The sequence below is a fragment of the Pseudomonas sp. R3-52-08 genome, assembly GCF_003851745.1.
Lineage (GTDB): Bacteria > Pseudomonadota > Gammaproteobacteria > Pseudomonadales > Pseudomonadaceae > Aquipseudomonas.
On record NZ_CP027730.1, the window covers coordinates 2,597,097 to 2,611,969 of the forward strand.

A 14,873-nucleotide genomic window follows, 5' to 3' on the forward strand; every position below is an offset into this window, starting at 1 on the left:
TGCTATCAACCCGCAAAGCCAAGCTTGCCCAAACGCTGTTGCTGCTCTCCAGCCTGGCCATGAGCCTGCCCAGCCAGGCCGCCGACACCCTGACCATCGCCACGGTCAATAACAGCGACATGATCCGCATGCAGCGCCTGTCCAAGGTGTTCCAGGCGCAGCATCCGGACATCCAGCTCAATTGGGTGGTGCTCGAAGAAAACGTCCTGCGCCAGCGCCTTACCACCGATATCGCCACCCAGGGCGGGCAGTTTGACGTGCTGACCATCGGCACCTACGAAACCCCGCTGTGGGGCGCCAAACATTGGCTGGAGCCACTGACCGACCTGCCGGCCGACTACGATGTTGAGGACATCTTCCCCTCGGTGCGCCAGGGCCTGTCGGTGAATGGCACGCTCTACGCCTTGCCGTTCTACGGCGAAAGCACCGTAACCTATTACCGCACCGACCTGTTCAAACAAGCCGGCCTGAGCATGCCCGCGAATCCAACCTGGACCCAGCTCGGCGAATTCGCCGCCAAGCTGACGGTGAGGGACAAAGATCAATATGGCCTGTGCCTGCGCGGCAAAGCGGGTTGGGGCGAGAACGTTGCGTTGCTGAGCACCATGGCCAATGCGTTCGGCGCGCGCTGGTTCGATGAGCAATGGCAGCCCGAACTGACCAGCCCCGAGTGGACGGCTGCGGCCAATTTCTACGTCAACAGCCTCAAGCAATACGGCCCGCCGGGCGTGTCGAGCAATGGCTTCAACGAAACCCTGGCGTTGTTCAACAGCGGCAAGTGTGCGATCTGGGTCGATGCCAGCGTCGCCGGCTCCTTCACCACTGACACCGGCCAAAGCAAAGTCGCCGATCGCATAGGCTTCGCTGCGGCGCCCACCGAGGTCACCGATAAGGGCTCTTCCTGGCTCTACGCCTGGTCGCTGGCCATCCCGGCCACCTCCAAGCACAAAGACGCTGCCAAGGCTTTTATCCGTTGGGCGACGTCCAAGGATTACATCCAGCTGGTCGCTGAAAAAGAAGGCATCACCAACGTACCGCCAGGCACGCGGCAATCGACCTACAGCGAGGCGTACCTGAACGCGGCGCCGTTTGCCCAGGTCACGCTGCAGATGATGAAGCACGCCGACCCGGCGCACCCCTCGGCCAAACCGGTGCCGTACGTGGGCATCCAGTACGTGACGATTCCCGAATTCCAGGCCATCGGCACTTCCGTCGGCAAACTGTTTTCGGCAGCGCTCACCGGCGGCATGACGGTCGACCAGGCGCTGCAGCAGGCGCAGACCACCACTGAGCGCGAGATGAAGCGTGCCGGTTATCCGAAGTAATTCCACAGGACACCTCGATGAAACGACTTGAAGGTAAGAGCGCGCTGATCACCGGATCGGCGCGGGGGATTGGCCGCGCGTTTGCCCAGGCCTATATCCAGGAAGGCGCCACCGTCGCCATTGCCGATATCAACCTGCAGCGCGCCGAGCAGACGGCGGCCGAACTGGGCCCCCAGGCGTATGCGGTGGCGATGGACGTCACCGACCAAACCTCCATCGACGCGGCCATGGCCGCAGTGGTCGCCCATGCCGGCAAGCTGGATATCCTGGTGAATAACGCGGCGTTGTTCGACCTGGCCCCCATCCTCGACATCACCCGCGAGAGCTATGAGCGGCTGTTTTCGATCAACGTCGCCGGTACGCTGTTTACCCTGCAGGCCGCCGCGCGGCAGATGATTCGCCAAGGCCACGGCGGCAAGATCATCAACATGGCCAGCCAGGCCGGACGGCGCGGCGAGGCGCTGGTGGCGGTGTATTGCGCGACCAAGGCGGCCGTGATCAGCCTGACGCAATCGGCGGGGTTGAACCTGATCAAGCAGGGTATCAACGTCAATGCCATCGCCCCGGGTGTGGTGGACGGTGAGCACTGGGATGGGGTGGATGCGCTGTTCGCCAGGCATGAGGGCCTGGCGCCGGGCGAGAAGAAAAAGCGGGTAGGCGATGAGGTGCCTTATGGGCGGATGGGCACGGCGCAAGACCTGACCGGCATGGCGATCTTCCTGGCTTCGAAGGAGGCTGACTATGTGGTCGCACAGACTTACAACGTCGATGGTGGCAATTGGATGAGCTAGAGCCATCGGTCACCCGTGAATCTCGATGTCTGGTCACTCGGCAAAACTGCGGTCGAAGAAGTAAATCTCTCCTGGCTTCAACATCTCCAGCGTCGCCTGTGGCCTGCCGCCTTCACCCTGCTTCTTGCGCCCCGTCTCACGCAAATATCCCGCTTGCGTCAGCTTCAACAACCGCTGGCGCACGCTGGTCTTGAGCACCGGCCGCGCCAGTACCAGGGAAAAGATCGCGGTCGCTTGCGGCGCACTGAACTCCTTGTCCAGAAACATCAGCGGCAAGCTGCTGTACAGCGCTTTGGACAACAGCCGTTCCTGCACCGCCGCGACAATCAGGTTGTGATCGAAGGGCAGCTTGATGCTGCCGTCCGCCACCGCGTTCAGCGAAAACCAGGCCTAATGCTCATCCAGTGTCACCTCATCCGCCACGATCGCCAGGTAGTAAGTGGATGACGACCAGCAGCGCGGGTCGCGGATGTATCCTCCACCGTTCCAACCTGCTCGCTACAGGCCAGGTCCAGGCCGACTTTGTCACTGGCGCGCAATCGTTCCCTGCGGCAAATGGTCGGCGAACTTAACCACGGTCACATGCGCCAACAGGCTGCGATCGGAATGTCCTTGTTGATGACATGCGCCGACACCGGTACTTAGAACAATGTTTCGCACTGTCGGCAGGCCCACTAGCCACGTATGTGTTGTTCGACGGCGAACACGCCCGTCATGTAATCGAGCCTCTCGCTGATGTCTTGCCGACGCGTTGAAGTTGACACCATCGCTTCTGATGCTGAAGTTCGGAGGGTAACTTGGTCGGATTCTTACATTGATCTTCCGTAACCGCCCCTAGCGATGACTTGCCCAACAAACCATTAACCACATTCAACTTTATGTTCTCGAGTTCGAATTGGATATCTTCAAAAAGTTCGATAACGAGATGCTGGTTCCATTCCTGATCCAGGGCGCAACCTAATATCGATATCCATCGACCTATGAACAAAGTGTTCTCGGAGGTAGGTGTGAGCATTTCAGTTACCTTGGTTCTCTCTATGAGATTCCGCATGAAAGAATAGCACTGGCAAACCTTCGCTGCGTCTCGCTTTATTGCGTCCGCTCCATGTTGGCAACTTCAAGCAACTTTAAGGCCGGATAGCATGTACATGGGAAGAGGCGAGTAAATTAAGTTTTCTAATATATTGACTAGCTATGAACTGGCAGATAAAAAATTAATAAGGTTGGCTAATAGTACTGATAACAAAAAAGAAAAGTTGCGGTGGTGATAAGTTTCACTAATTTTAAGTCTGTAAAATTAGTTCTCTTTATTGTTCGCTTGTGTTTGCTGTTATTCTTATGACAAAAAATAGTTGCCTGGCTTGCAAAATTAACCTAGTCTGATTTTGTCAGTGCATCATAGGCATAAGTTGTTATTATAAAAACTCGCGGTGATGTTGCAATGTAATTTGCGGCGGAATAACTGCGGCCATTATAAATGCATACTCTCATACGGCAAGTGGCAGAAATGAACAAAAAATTGGCCTCCAAATATATTGAAATGATTAATCGATCTGACTATAAACCAAATGATGTGACTTTTGGGCTAAGGGTGGTGGTATGGTTTGTCTTGATGTTGTTGGGCGGTTGGTTCATATCAAAGGGTGGAGGATTAAGCATTATTGGCGTTATATTGGTAGGTGCGATGTTTGCTCACGGGGTTGAACTACAGCATCAAGCATTACATTATACCGGTTTTAGCAGTCGTAAAATGAACTATTATATAGGAGTGATTCTTGGGCTACCTATGCTAGTGTCTTTTACCTCGTATCGAAAGTCGCATATATCGCACCATCGGCTTTTGGGAACTCCTGATGATTTAGAGTTTTTTAATACTAAAAAATATTGTGGCCGCAAGAAAAAAATTAGTTATCAATTAAATAATTTTTTTATGCTAATGCATTTCTACGTTGCCTCATCGAAAATAATGAAGTCTATTGATCCTTTGCAGCGTAGCAAAAAATGTCCGAAGATAGACGCGAAAGAATATCGATTGATGTTAACGCTAATTATATTGTTGACAGCTATTTCAATCGCATGTGAGTCCCCAATAATCATATTTTACTGGTTGATCCCCTTGCTAATAGTCGCTGCGCCTTTACATTACGTTATAGAATTACCTGAGCACCATGGCTGTACGAAAAATACGATAGACATCTTTTCTAACACCCGCTCGATTTCTTCGAATTGGCTTATGTACTGGTTTGTTAATGGGAATAATTTTCATGTCGAACACCACTTGGTGCCTGGGCTACCGATGCAAAAAACAAGATTATTACATGCTCTTTTAAAGCATGATTTACAGCATTGTTCGCCTAGCTATATTAATTTTTATAACTCGCTCAGTAAGTAACTTGGAGGACAATGTATGGACGCTGAGGTGGGCGTAAAAAGTAAATTGGTAGTCTACGGCAACACGCCGCGCCTTATAGATACTGCAAAACTACTTGGGCATGAAATTATTCAGTTTGTACTCCCGGAGGATGCGTTAAATTTTACGTGGGCTCCCCAAGTCACAACAATAATTACCGACTATACTTTGAGTGACGATCATTTATCAATTCTCCAGGCGCTAAGACTTAATACAGAGTTTTCTGGCGTGGTTTCTCTTGCAGAATTTGGCCTGCTTCCAGCGGCAAAAGCAGCGGAGCTTTTCAAATTAAGGGGGGCAACTGTTGAAGCCGTGAAATTATCAAGAGACAAGTATTTAATGCGGGAGTATCTACAGTCCCAAATGGAGGAGGTGATAGGTTTTGCAAAGGTTCAGGGTTCGAATGAATTGATAGAGTTCGGCAAAAAATATGGATACCCATTTATATTAAAACCAATTTCTGGTGTCGCAAGTGAAGGGGTTCATATTATTGAAGAAGTCGACGATTTATGCGAAGTATGCTTTAACGGACGAGAATATTTAGCAGAGCAGTGGATAGACGGAATGGAGTTATCGGTTGACTGTTTTGGCTCGGGGGGAGAACTATACTGTCTAGGAGTTAATGAAGAGGTAAAGCGGAACTCCCCGCATGGAAATAAGTTAGTAGAGATGCAGCACGTATTTCCAGCGAGAATAAAGGAAGTTGTTAGGCTTCGAACGATCAAGCGGTGCAAAGAGATATTGATGAAGCTTGGTTTGAATGATGGGCCGTCGCATACAGAATTTAAAGTCAAGGGAGAAGAAATAGCATTAATTGAAACTCATTCACGATTTGGTGGAGACTACATATACGAGTTATATGAAAGAACTACCGGGGTTAATCCGATTAGGGAATATCTGAAGTGGGCAGTGGGAAATACAGTAAGATTCAAAGAAGAGTTTACTGGTTCGGCGTCGATTCATTTTCTGGAGGCGATACCTGGAGTCATTACGGATATAATTGGGCTTGAATACTTTAGAAGCCATAAAAATGTAGCACGTATCGAAATGCCGTTAACTGTTGGCTCTACCGTAAAAACGATTGAGGAGTCTCCGGATCGGATCGGCTATGTTGTCGTTACTGGAAGCAGTAATTCTGAATCTGCGGAAATTGCCAGTCACGTAGCTTCAAGTATTTCAATAGTCACTGTATAGGAAAGAATTCCACAGATTTATTCCTTGGTGAGGTGTGTTATGAAAGTAGTGATACTTTTTGGTGGGAAGTCTGTAGAGCACGAAAGTTCAATTCATATGTATTACTCAATGATAGAGTCCTTAAGGGAAGAGGGGAGTAAATACCAATTAGCTGCAGTGGCCTATATAGCCCAAGAGGGTGGCGTGCATACTTGGACTCCTTCTGGAAGCGAGATACCTCCAAAGAGTGTAAAGGAATTTAGAAAACTTCCAGTCATCGAACTGAAGTCTTTCATTGCAAGCTTGAATAGGGGCGAACATTATGTTTACTCATTGCTTCAAGGCACTGAAGGAGAGGACGGTGTTTACCAAGGCTTAGCCGCAGCATTGGATTTGCATTCAAATTTGGGTGGTGTATTTAGTTCATCTTTAAGTATGAATAAGTGGGCGCACAGTAATATCGCAAATATTCTGGCGAGTGATGATCTACATGAAATTCCTACGGAACTTATTCTTGCTAATTCTGATGAAAGTACCCTTTCGGAAGTCGTAGAAAAATTCAAAGGGCTTGCATGTGTAATTAAACCTAATGATCTAGGCGCATCAGTTCTGTGTGAATCAGTTGAAGTTTTATCGATGAACGAGTTAGCGTCATTTTCTCAAGCTATCTCAGAATATAGTGCGTCATTTTTAGTGCAACGAAAACTTTCAGGTGCGGAATATAGTTTTGGGCTAATAAAGCGGCATGGTAAATATGAGGCATTGCCTGCTATAAGGATTACAAGCGCATCTGGTTTTTTGGGCTTGCGTGAAAAGTTTAGTGAGGGTGGTTTTAGGATCGAGTTTGTGCCGGATAGTTCGTTAGTTTACAAAAAAATGGAAAGGGTATGCTTAAAGCTGGCGAGCGTAGTTGATTACGGTACTGCTTGTCGATTTGATTTTATCGAAGAATGCGATAAGTTGTACTTGCTTGAGGTGAATTCAAAGCCAGGACTGACAGACGAAAGTCATTATACTCAGATGCTAAAGAAAGTTGGATTGAGTTTAACTGATCTGCTAGGGGTTAGTATGGACAATGCAGTTCAAGAAAAACACAAGCGGAGAGATTTTTATTTTGAGGTCGAGCACGTATTTTGAAAGCTTGGTACGCAATATAATTACTCTGTAGCTATATATTTAAATTCAAGGAGATAGATGTGAATATTGCAGTTGATAATTCGGTCGGTGATCCTAAAAATTGCGCTATCAATTCGGGTGCAGAACAGATGCAGTCCCCCGTTTGTTCTTATACTGAATGGGACCTGTTAGAGGAAGTTATAGTAGGGACGATTGACGGCGCGTGCATTCCACCGTGGCATATTGCGCTCGAGCCAAATATTCCAACCGCACATCACTCAATGTTTCAGAAAAATGCTGGGCGACCTTTCCCGCCTGCGAGAGTAGAGTTAGCACGACTCGAGCTCGAGGAATTTGTGAATATACTGGAGGGTGAGGGCGTAAAAGTAAGGAGACCTGATAAGGTTGACCAAAGTATTTCTTTTGGAGCTCCTGGATGGACTAGTACAGGTCTCTATGCTGCGATGCCCCGAGATGTGTTACTTGTTGTAGGTACTGATATTATTGAATGCCCTCTTGCATGGCGTTCGCGCTATTTTGAAACGGCGGCATATAAAACGCTACTTAAAGAATATTTCAAAGGTGGCGCTAAATGGAGTTCCGGCCCGAAGCCAGAACTTAAAGATGAGCAATACAATTTTGATTGGGAGGAAGCTTCAGGTGGGGAAGTAACACCACTTGTAATTACTGAATTTGAACCCACCTTCGACGCTGCAGATTTTGCGCGTTTTGGAAAAGATATAATTGCTCAGAAAAGCAATGTGACTAACGATTTTGGTATTGAATGGCTGGGAAGGCATCTAGGTAACGATTACAAAATACACGTTCTTGAGTTCAATGATCCTCATCCGATGCATATTGATGCAACTTTAGTTCCATTGGCTCCTGGTAAACTTCTGATTAACCCTGAGCGAGTTTTGACGATCCCTGCTCTATTCAAAGGTTGGGACATAGTTTCTGCTCCAAAACCCGCCATACCCGATTCTCATCCACTTTATATGACCAGCAAGTGGTTGAGTATGAACGTGCTTATGCTTGATGAAAAACGGGTGATCGTTGAGCGTCAAGATGAGGCTATGATTCGCGCGATGAAGGATTTTGGCATGACACCAATTCCATGCAACTTTAGAAACTTCAACAGTTTTGGGGGATCCTTTCACTGTGCAACAGTAGATGTGAGAAGGAAAGGAAAGCTTGAGTCATATCTTAGCTAAATGCTCGCACATTTTCGGATATTCATACAATCTAGAGTTACTCTTTTAGAAAAAAATTGCTGTAATTTTTATAAGGCGGAAACATGGACTCTGTTGATGTGAAAAATGATGTAAGAATATTGTATCAGGAAATGATCAGCGCAATAAAAAAACAAAATGATTACGAGTACACATTTATTGATTTGATCGCAAGTGATAATGCGAAGCCTCGTAGAAAAACAACAGGAGCTCTATATTTAGAAGGGGAAATGGTTCAAGAAGGAATTGTCAATAGGCGCCCCTATGCTGGCGCTCTGTACCATGACGAGATAGAGATTATAGCTAATAAATTGGCCTGCACAATATTCGGCGCGGAGTATGCAAATTTACAGCCTCACTCTTGTAGCCAAGCAAACCAAGCAGTTTATTTTGGTCTTCTTGAAAACGGAGATCGTATCCTATCTCTAGACTTCAAATCAGGTGGACATCTTACCCACGGAAGAAAGTCAAATTTCTCTGGTCGGCTTTACGATTTTTACTATTACGGTACAACAGATGTAGGAAACATAGACTACGATAACCTACTCTCTATTGCCCTTGATATAAAACCGCATCTTCTTCTCTGCGGGTCATCGGCATATCCGCGAAATTATGACTATCAAAAATTAAGAGCTATTGCAGATAAGGTAGGTGCGTATCTGATGTGTGATATCGCCCATGAAGCGGGTCTAATAAGTGTTGGGGCGTTAGAAAATCCTGTTCCGATAGCAGACGTAGTAACAATGTCTTTGGACAAGACTATGCGGGGTGTAAGCAGCGCCATAATTCTTTGTAAATCTTACTTGAGCTCGAAAATTGATAAAGGTGTCCATCCTGGAACGCAATCAAGTTTTCCAATTCGACGGTTAGCTGATACCGCGTCCACGCTACTGGCGACCCAGTCAGAAGAGTTTAGATTATATGCTTTTCAAACACTAAAGAACGCTAAGGTGCTGGAGCGTGTACTTTTAAATAGAGGGATAAAAATAGTTACAGGTGGTACGGATAAACATTTGTTGGTACTTGATCTTGAACGCACAAATAGAATGAAAGGGGCTCGTGCCGAAAAATTACTCGAAGAAATTGGGTTGTTAACGAATCGTCAAATGGTTCCATTGGATACCACCAATAAATTCGATGATGCTGGTGGATTAAGACTAGGTACGGCCTGGGCTACGTCAAGAGGTTATGATGAAATTGATTTCGAAGTTCTTGCAAATATAATTGCAGATGTTTTGTTGTGTGGGGACGACTTTGGAATGATTGAATCAGCTAAGTCAAGAGTTGGCGAACTGCTTGGGCAATATCGCATTAATGATGTATGGAATGAAGTCGTATAGCTTGATGTCTTGTAAGGGGAGGGCTCCAAGAGAGAGCTCTCTTACAGTCTAAGTGACTTATAAGCAATGGGCAGCGCTAATGCAAAACTCGTTAAGTTCAAATATTTTAATTTCTATATATATAATGATATCGTATCTGGCAAGGGGTGGGTCCTATTTGGGTGTAGCCTTTTTTTTTAGCACAGGCTCTGCTGGAATTGAACAGATAGCCTTTGCCTTCCTGCTGATCGCGGTGTTTGATATGTGTTGTTCGCCTATGGTGGGCGCAATTTTTGACAAACTATCATTTTCTGTTTCTGTGATCCTCCCAGATCTTGCTCGAGGGTTAACATTCTTATTAGTTCCAATCTTTGTCGGCGATGTAAATAAGTGGCTCGTGTTTTCGATATTTATCGTATTTGAGCGTTTCGCAAGGCTTTCCTTGAGTCGACTGATCATAAACTCTATTCCATTAGACGCTAGATTTAAGGCAAATGCAAAAATAGGTATTCTTCAAGAAGTCGGGCTTTGTATTGGTGCGCTGGCGGCGGGAGCTGTTACGAGTTTTTATGGCACGGCGAATTATTTTTTTTTCGTTGGCGGTCTCTATATTTTAGCGACATTTTTTGTAAGTTGCTGGCTAAGTAGAAATGTTGGTGGCGAAAATAAAATTGCTGAAGGGCAGGAGAAAGCCAGCGTTCCACACCTAAGGGTAAAAAAGCCATTAACAATTATACTTTCTAGAAACTCGTTGAATATTGCAATTTTAAATCTAATTTTGGACGTAACTAATAGTGTCGTTCCGTTCCTTATGATTAATGAGCTTCAGAAAACCGCTGCTGATTATGGACTAATAGACTCATCATGGGCTGCTGGGTCGTTGGTCTGTGGATTTCTGATAGCAAGGTTAAGCGTGAAAGATAATTTAATCGGTGCGACCGCAATTTTTTGCGTGATTTTAATATGTCTTGGTGTATTGTTTTTTATAAATAAATTTCAACTGATGGTTGTTTTTATGCTTGTAGCTGGAGGTTTTTTTAACCTGGCCTTACTAAAGGTGGAATTTTCTTTTCAGGGTAATGTCAACAAATCTGAAATTGGAAGAGAGCGAGGCTATATAAGTTTTTTCAGTGGGATTATAAACTCATGCTATTTTTTCGTGCTTGTGATTTCAAATTTTTTTACAGCAAAGTCTGCGTTTTTTTTGGCGTTATTAGTTTGTCTAATACTTCTGTCTTTTATAAAGTTCTTTAATGCTCCAAATGAGCATAGGGAACATGGCGGCACTGAGGCTAAGATCCCTAAAGACATCGTCCTCTAATAGATACAGCTGTGACCATGGCATGAGGAGAAGCTCCTACGGGAATCACTTTTTTTTTAAAGCGATCTCATGATATGCTCTCATTGCCAACCGGCATTTAGGGGATTTTATGAAAGGGACTTCGCTAAATTCAATCCGCGCATTTGAGGCGGTGTCTAGGCATCTCAGCTTTACTAATGCAGCCAATGAGTTGGGTGTATCACAGAGTGCTATCAGTCAACATATCAAAAATTTAGAAATGTCCATAGGTTGCTCCCTATTGAAGCGTGATACTAAGCGGATTGCGTTAACCATTGAAGGAGGGAAATTAGCTGAAGTCGCGCAGCGCTGGATTTGCGATATTCAGCATGTTGTTGAGAGTCTTAGCCTTGGAAATAGGTTTAAAATTACAGTTGCAGCTCCTTCCATATTTACTATAAGTTGGCTACTGCCGAAGTTAAATGAATTTTACTCGGTAAACCCAGACTCAAAGGTTGAACTCGTCACGTCTGATTCCCCCTCCTTTAGCTATGATCGGAATTTAGACTTGGTTATAAAGTTTGATAAAGAAGATTTGCCGGGTTTTGACCTCGTTGGGAGCTACAAGTCAAAGTTACTTGTTGTCGCAAGTGAAAAATATATTAGAGATTTTGGGCTTTTTTTAGGAGCAGATAATTTTAGTAGCCACAAGCTACTGGCTATTCAACCAGGTCCGTGGTTAAAAAATACCGGTTCAAGTACGTGGAGTACCATGGGTAATTTTCTCTCAAAAACTCTAATTTGTGAACCACAGTTTCAAATTTATGAGGATGTTAATCTTGCTTATGCGGCTGCGCTGCATGGGCAAGGGTGGGTGATTTTAGATTATTTGCTAGTTGAAGATGATATAAGCTCTGGTCGGTTAAGGCCTATGCCAGATGTTAGCTGTGCAAGCGATATTCATGTGTTTCAACGGCAAAATAGTTTGGGTGGGATGTTGATAATATTTTATGAGTGGTTGCATCAAAAGTTTTCAAGTTCAGAGCTGGCAAGTTTTTTTCTATTAGAAAGCCAACATCGAGAAGACAGCTTAGTATGAGCTGAGTTGTGAGGTGTAAGAGCCCATAAATACGCATTTAAAGTAATTGTTTGTCTTAGCGATTCTGGCGAGAAATTCCGTAGGTGGTAAGGTTTTGCTACAGATTTGGCGTTTGGTAAATGGTTCATACTTGACGCAGCCTCGTATAGTTTTGGCTATTATACTTAGCGGTGTCCACAAAGGTCTTATTGTACGCTTGTCATGTTCTCTGAGCGATTAAAACGGTCTCCGTATAATGTTTTATTCTATCCTATCCTATCCTATCCTATCCTGTTTAGCTTTAGGGAACTTCGAAAAAAATACCTCCCATCTGGTGGAATACCCACCACGCACAAACGAAACAGGTAAGCCCTGATGAAACAGATTCCCTTCTCCGGCGCCTAGTATGCCGGTAAACGAGCAGACCCGCCGTTAGTGCTTCTTGATCGAGACGGATAAGGTGGTGCCTTGAAGAGGCCTGGTTGATTTAATCGAGCGCATTATCCAAAGAGTGAAGGGGGGCGTCCGGCGTATCCGTTGATGGCTATGTTGCGGGTTCATTTGATGCAAAGCTGGTTTGGATACAGCGATGGAAGAATCACTTTATGAAACGACGATGCTGCGCCAGTTCGCGCGCTTGGTCCTGAATAGAGTTCCCGATGAAGCCATGGTCCTCAATTACCGCTGTTTGCTGGAAAAGCATGAGTTGGTTATCGGGATTTTGCAGGTCATCAATGACTATCTGGTTGATCGTGTACTGATGTTGTACCAAGACACGGTAGTCAATGTGACAATTATTCACGCGCCGAGCTAAGAACAAGGGCGGCAAACGAGGCCCCGAAATGCACAAAACCAAGAAAGGGACCCAATAGCTTTTTGGTACGAAAGCGCACATTAGCTCTGATGCCGAATCGAGTTGGTGCATAGCTTGGTGGGTACGGCGACCATGTGGCGGAAGTGACGCAGGTCGATAAGTTTACACAGCGAGGAAACTTACGTGTGTGACGACGCTGTTTACACCGGTGTGGGCAAGCGTCTGGAGCATCAAGATTGCAAGATGTTGTGGTCGATTGCAGCTCGGCCGAGCAGTTATAAAAGCAAGGAAACAAGAGTGTGATCAGGCGCATGCGCCGCAAGATCGAAGATGCGAAAGTACAGGTGCGGGCCAAAGTTCAGCATCCGTTTCGCGTGATCAAGCGCCAGTTTGGTTATACGAAAGTACTCTCCGTAGTTTGTCGAAAAACATCGCGCAGTAGACAATTTTGTTCGCTTTGTCGAGCTTGTGAATGGTGCGAAAACGGTTGATGGACGCCTTGGCTTTGATATCCCTGTCTACCGGCCTAGACATTTTTGCAATGGGCGGCGGAAGATCGCTATTCACACCGAACTGAACAAAAAAATAGGGTTGTGACACATAGCCTATAGTGTTTTACTATTGGGTGTGAACTCAATGACTGAGGTTGATAAGGATGACTAAGCTGCGAGTAGGAATCGTATTCGGTGGAAAATCAGCGGAGCACGAGGTTTCGCTGCAATCAGCACGAAATATCATAAACGCTCTAGATAAATCTCTTTTTGAACCTGTGCTTATTGGTATTCATAAGTCCGGAGAGTGGGAGCTTAATGATATTGAAAGCTATCTTGAGTTTAGAGATGATCCTGCATGTATAAGTCTGAGTAAAACGGGCAAGAATTTAGCAATTGTCCTGGGAGAGTCAAGCAATCAGTTTTTTCAAATTGATCGTCAAGGTGACTTGAAAAATATTGACGTAGTATTTCCGATTGTACATGGCTCGTCGGGAGAAGATGGGTGCATGCAAGGGGTTTTTCGTATGGCCAACCTCCCATTCGTAGGCTCTGACGTTCTAGCATCCGCAGTATGTATGGACAAAGATGTGAGTAAAAGATTACTTCGCGATGCCGGGCTGTCTGTAGTGCCCTTTATTACTGTTCGAAGACTTGATGCTATGCAACTCGGTTTTGATGAGGTAAAGCGTAAACTAGGGCCAGTAGTATTTATCAAACCTGCCAACCAAGGGTCTTCTATAGGTGTTACCAAAGCGTTTGATGAAGCAACATATTTGGCTGCTATAGGTACAGCTCTAGAATTCGATGAAAAAATCGTAATTGAGACTGCTATTGAGGGTCGTGAAATTGAATGCGCAGTAATGGGGAATGAAGAGCTAATCGCTAGCGCTTGCGGAGAGATTGTGGTGTCTGGTGACTTTTATACTTATGACACCAAGTATATTGATAAAAGCTCAACAAGAATTTTAATTCCTGCCAAACTCGAGAAAGAAGTTTGTCTTGGTATTCAGGACTTGGCCTTAAAAGCGTTTAAAGTACTTGGGTGTGCAGGAATGGCCCGAATCGATTTTTTCGTAACGCTTAATAAAGATATTTATATTAATGAGGTAAATACGTTGCCTGGATTTACTGATATTAGCATGTACCCTAAATTGTGGGAGGAGTCTGGTATTGGTTATGTAGCTCTTGTAGAGCGATTAATACTCCTCGCTCTTGAGCGCTTCAAGGTCAAATCTCAATTAAAGTTAACACGATGATGCTTGGTGGTTCCTAGTGTGGGTCTTGGTATTCGTCTTGTCGAGATCCGCCGCTCTCGTTACCGGCTAGTAACTTTGAGGGCGCGAGCTTTTGGCAGCAGAACCAAACTATCGGTAGAATCAGCGCCATACGATGCCAGGTTTCAAAAGTTTCAACCCGACCATCAGGCGACCTGTAATCCTCGTAGTTGAAAAGCGTAATCGGCCTTCGGCATCAATTTGCTACTGATCGGCACCATGGCCCACCAATGGCTGATGGTGCACCAGCAAGTGGGCCGTCTGCGCGAATGCCAGAACGTCGCCGTGGAGAACTGGGTGCGTGAGTACCGCGGCCGTCTCGATATAGTCCTGACCGATTGCATCAGCACCGATTTCTTTCTCAAGGATATCGACTTGTACTTCGCCAAGCTCTATGACGGCCTGCGCCAGGACTCCGGTGATTCCATCGCCTGGACCGGCAAAGTCCTGGTCAGATAGAAGGAACTCGGCATCCACCCCACGACCAAAGACCTTATGTCCTGCGAAGCCCCGTCGTTTTCGCAGTACGCGGCACAGGTATTCAACGTTGGTAGCGTGGAGGAATGAC

At 45.9% G+C, this 14,873-nt stretch carries 10 protein-coding genes and 4 pseudogenes; 12 read left to right on the plus strand and 2 right to left on the minus strand.

Going from position 1 to position 14,873, the window contains the following annotated elements; translation table 11 throughout:
- Positions 1–59: 59 nt before the first annotated feature.
- Both C4J91_RS12040 and C4J91_RS12045 read left to right on the plus strand, forming a co-directional pair.
- Positions 60–1,325 (plus strand): sugar ABC transporter substrate-binding protein, encoded by a 1,266-nt coding sequence (locus tag C4J91_RS12040; RefSeq protein ID WP_372238312.1) that lies wholly within the window; start codon positions 60–62, stop codon positions 1,323–1,325.
- Between the two features lie 17 nt (positions 1,326–1,342).
- The gene (locus C4J91_RS12045) at positions 1,343–2,116 is read left to right on the plus strand and encodes an L-iditol 2-dehydrogenase (RefSeq protein ID WP_124362525.1); all 774 of its coding nucleotides are present in this window, start codon (positions 1,343–1,345) and stop codon (positions 2,114–2,116) included.
- Between the two features lie 33 nt (positions 2,117–2,149).
- On the opposite strand, the pseudogene C4J91_RS12050 reads toward C4J91_RS12045, so the two are convergent.
- Positions 2,150–2,661, minus strand: a pseudogene (locus C4J91_RS12050) (NUDIX hydrolase); the annotation flags it as partial.
- Positions 2,662–2,665: 4 nt separating this feature from the next.
- Positions 2,666–2,879: pseudogene (locus C4J91_RS12055) on the minus strand (IS66 family transposase zinc-finger binding domain-containing protein); the annotation flags it as partial.
- A gap of 744 nt (positions 2,880–3,623) precedes the next feature.
- Here C4J91_RS12055 and C4J91_RS12060 point away from each other — a divergent pair.
- From C4J91_RS12060 to C4J91_RS12105, 10 genes and pseudogenes are all read left to right on the plus strand, one after another.
- The gene (locus tag C4J91_RS12060; protein ID WP_164484533.1) at positions 3,624–4,508 is read left to right on the plus strand and encodes a fatty acid desaturase; all 885 of its coding nucleotides are present in this window, start codon (positions 3,624–3,626) and stop codon (positions 4,506–4,508) included.
- A 15-nt stretch (positions 4,509–4,523) separates the two neighbouring features.
- Positions 4,524–5,720 carry an ATP-grasp domain-containing protein gene (locus C4J91_RS12065; RefSeq protein WP_124362527.1) on the plus strand — a complete coding sequence of 399 codons (1,197 nt, stop codon included), beginning with the start codon at positions 4,524–4,526 and terminating at the stop codon, positions 5,718–5,720.
- Between the two features lie 39 nt (positions 5,721–5,759).
- On the plus strand, positions 5,760–6,836 hold the full coding sequence (locus C4J91_RS12070; RefSeq protein ID WP_124362528.1) for a hypothetical protein: 1,077 nt from the start codon (positions 5,760–5,762) through the stop codon (positions 6,834–6,836).
- Between the two features lie 128 nt (positions 6,837–6,964).
- Positions 6,965–8,029, plus strand: a complete 1,065-nt coding sequence (locus C4J91_RS12075) for an amidinotransferase (RefSeq protein ID WP_124365143.1) — start codon at positions 6,965–6,967, stop codon at positions 8,027–8,029.
- Between the two features lie 83 nt (positions 8,030–8,112).
- Positions 8,113–9,387, plus strand: a complete 1,275-nt coding sequence (gene glyA / locus C4J91_RS12080) for a serine hydroxymethyltransferase (protein WP_124362529.1) — start codon at positions 8,113–8,115, stop codon at positions 9,385–9,387.
- Positions 9,388–9,466: 79 nt separating this feature from the next.
- Positions 9,467–10,687 carry a hypothetical protein gene (locus C4J91_RS12085; protein WP_124362530.1) on the plus strand — a complete coding sequence of 407 codons (1,221 nt, stop codon included), beginning with the start codon at positions 9,467–9,469 and terminating at the stop codon, positions 10,685–10,687.
- Between the two features lie 109 nt (positions 10,688–10,796).
- A complete protein-coding gene (locus C4J91_RS12090; RefSeq protein WP_124362531.1) occupies positions 10,797–11,744 on the plus strand; it encodes a LysR family transcriptional regulator in 948 nt (315 codons plus the stop codon).
- Positions 11,745–12,098: 354 nt separating this feature from the next.
- Positions 12,099–13,009: pseudogene (locus C4J91_RS12095) on the plus strand (IS5 family transposase).
- Between the two features lie 183 nt (positions 13,010–13,192).
- Positions 13,193–14,287 (plus strand): D-alanine--D-alanine ligase, encoded by a 1,095-nt coding sequence (ddlA, locus tag C4J91_RS12100; protein ID WP_124362532.1) that lies wholly within the window; start codon positions 13,193–13,195, stop codon positions 14,285–14,287.
- Between the two features lie 219 nt (positions 14,288–14,506).
- Positions 14,507–14,872: pseudogene (locus tag C4J91_RS12105) on the plus strand (hypothetical protein); the annotation flags it as partial.
- Between the last annotated feature and the right edge of the window lies 1 nt (position 14,873).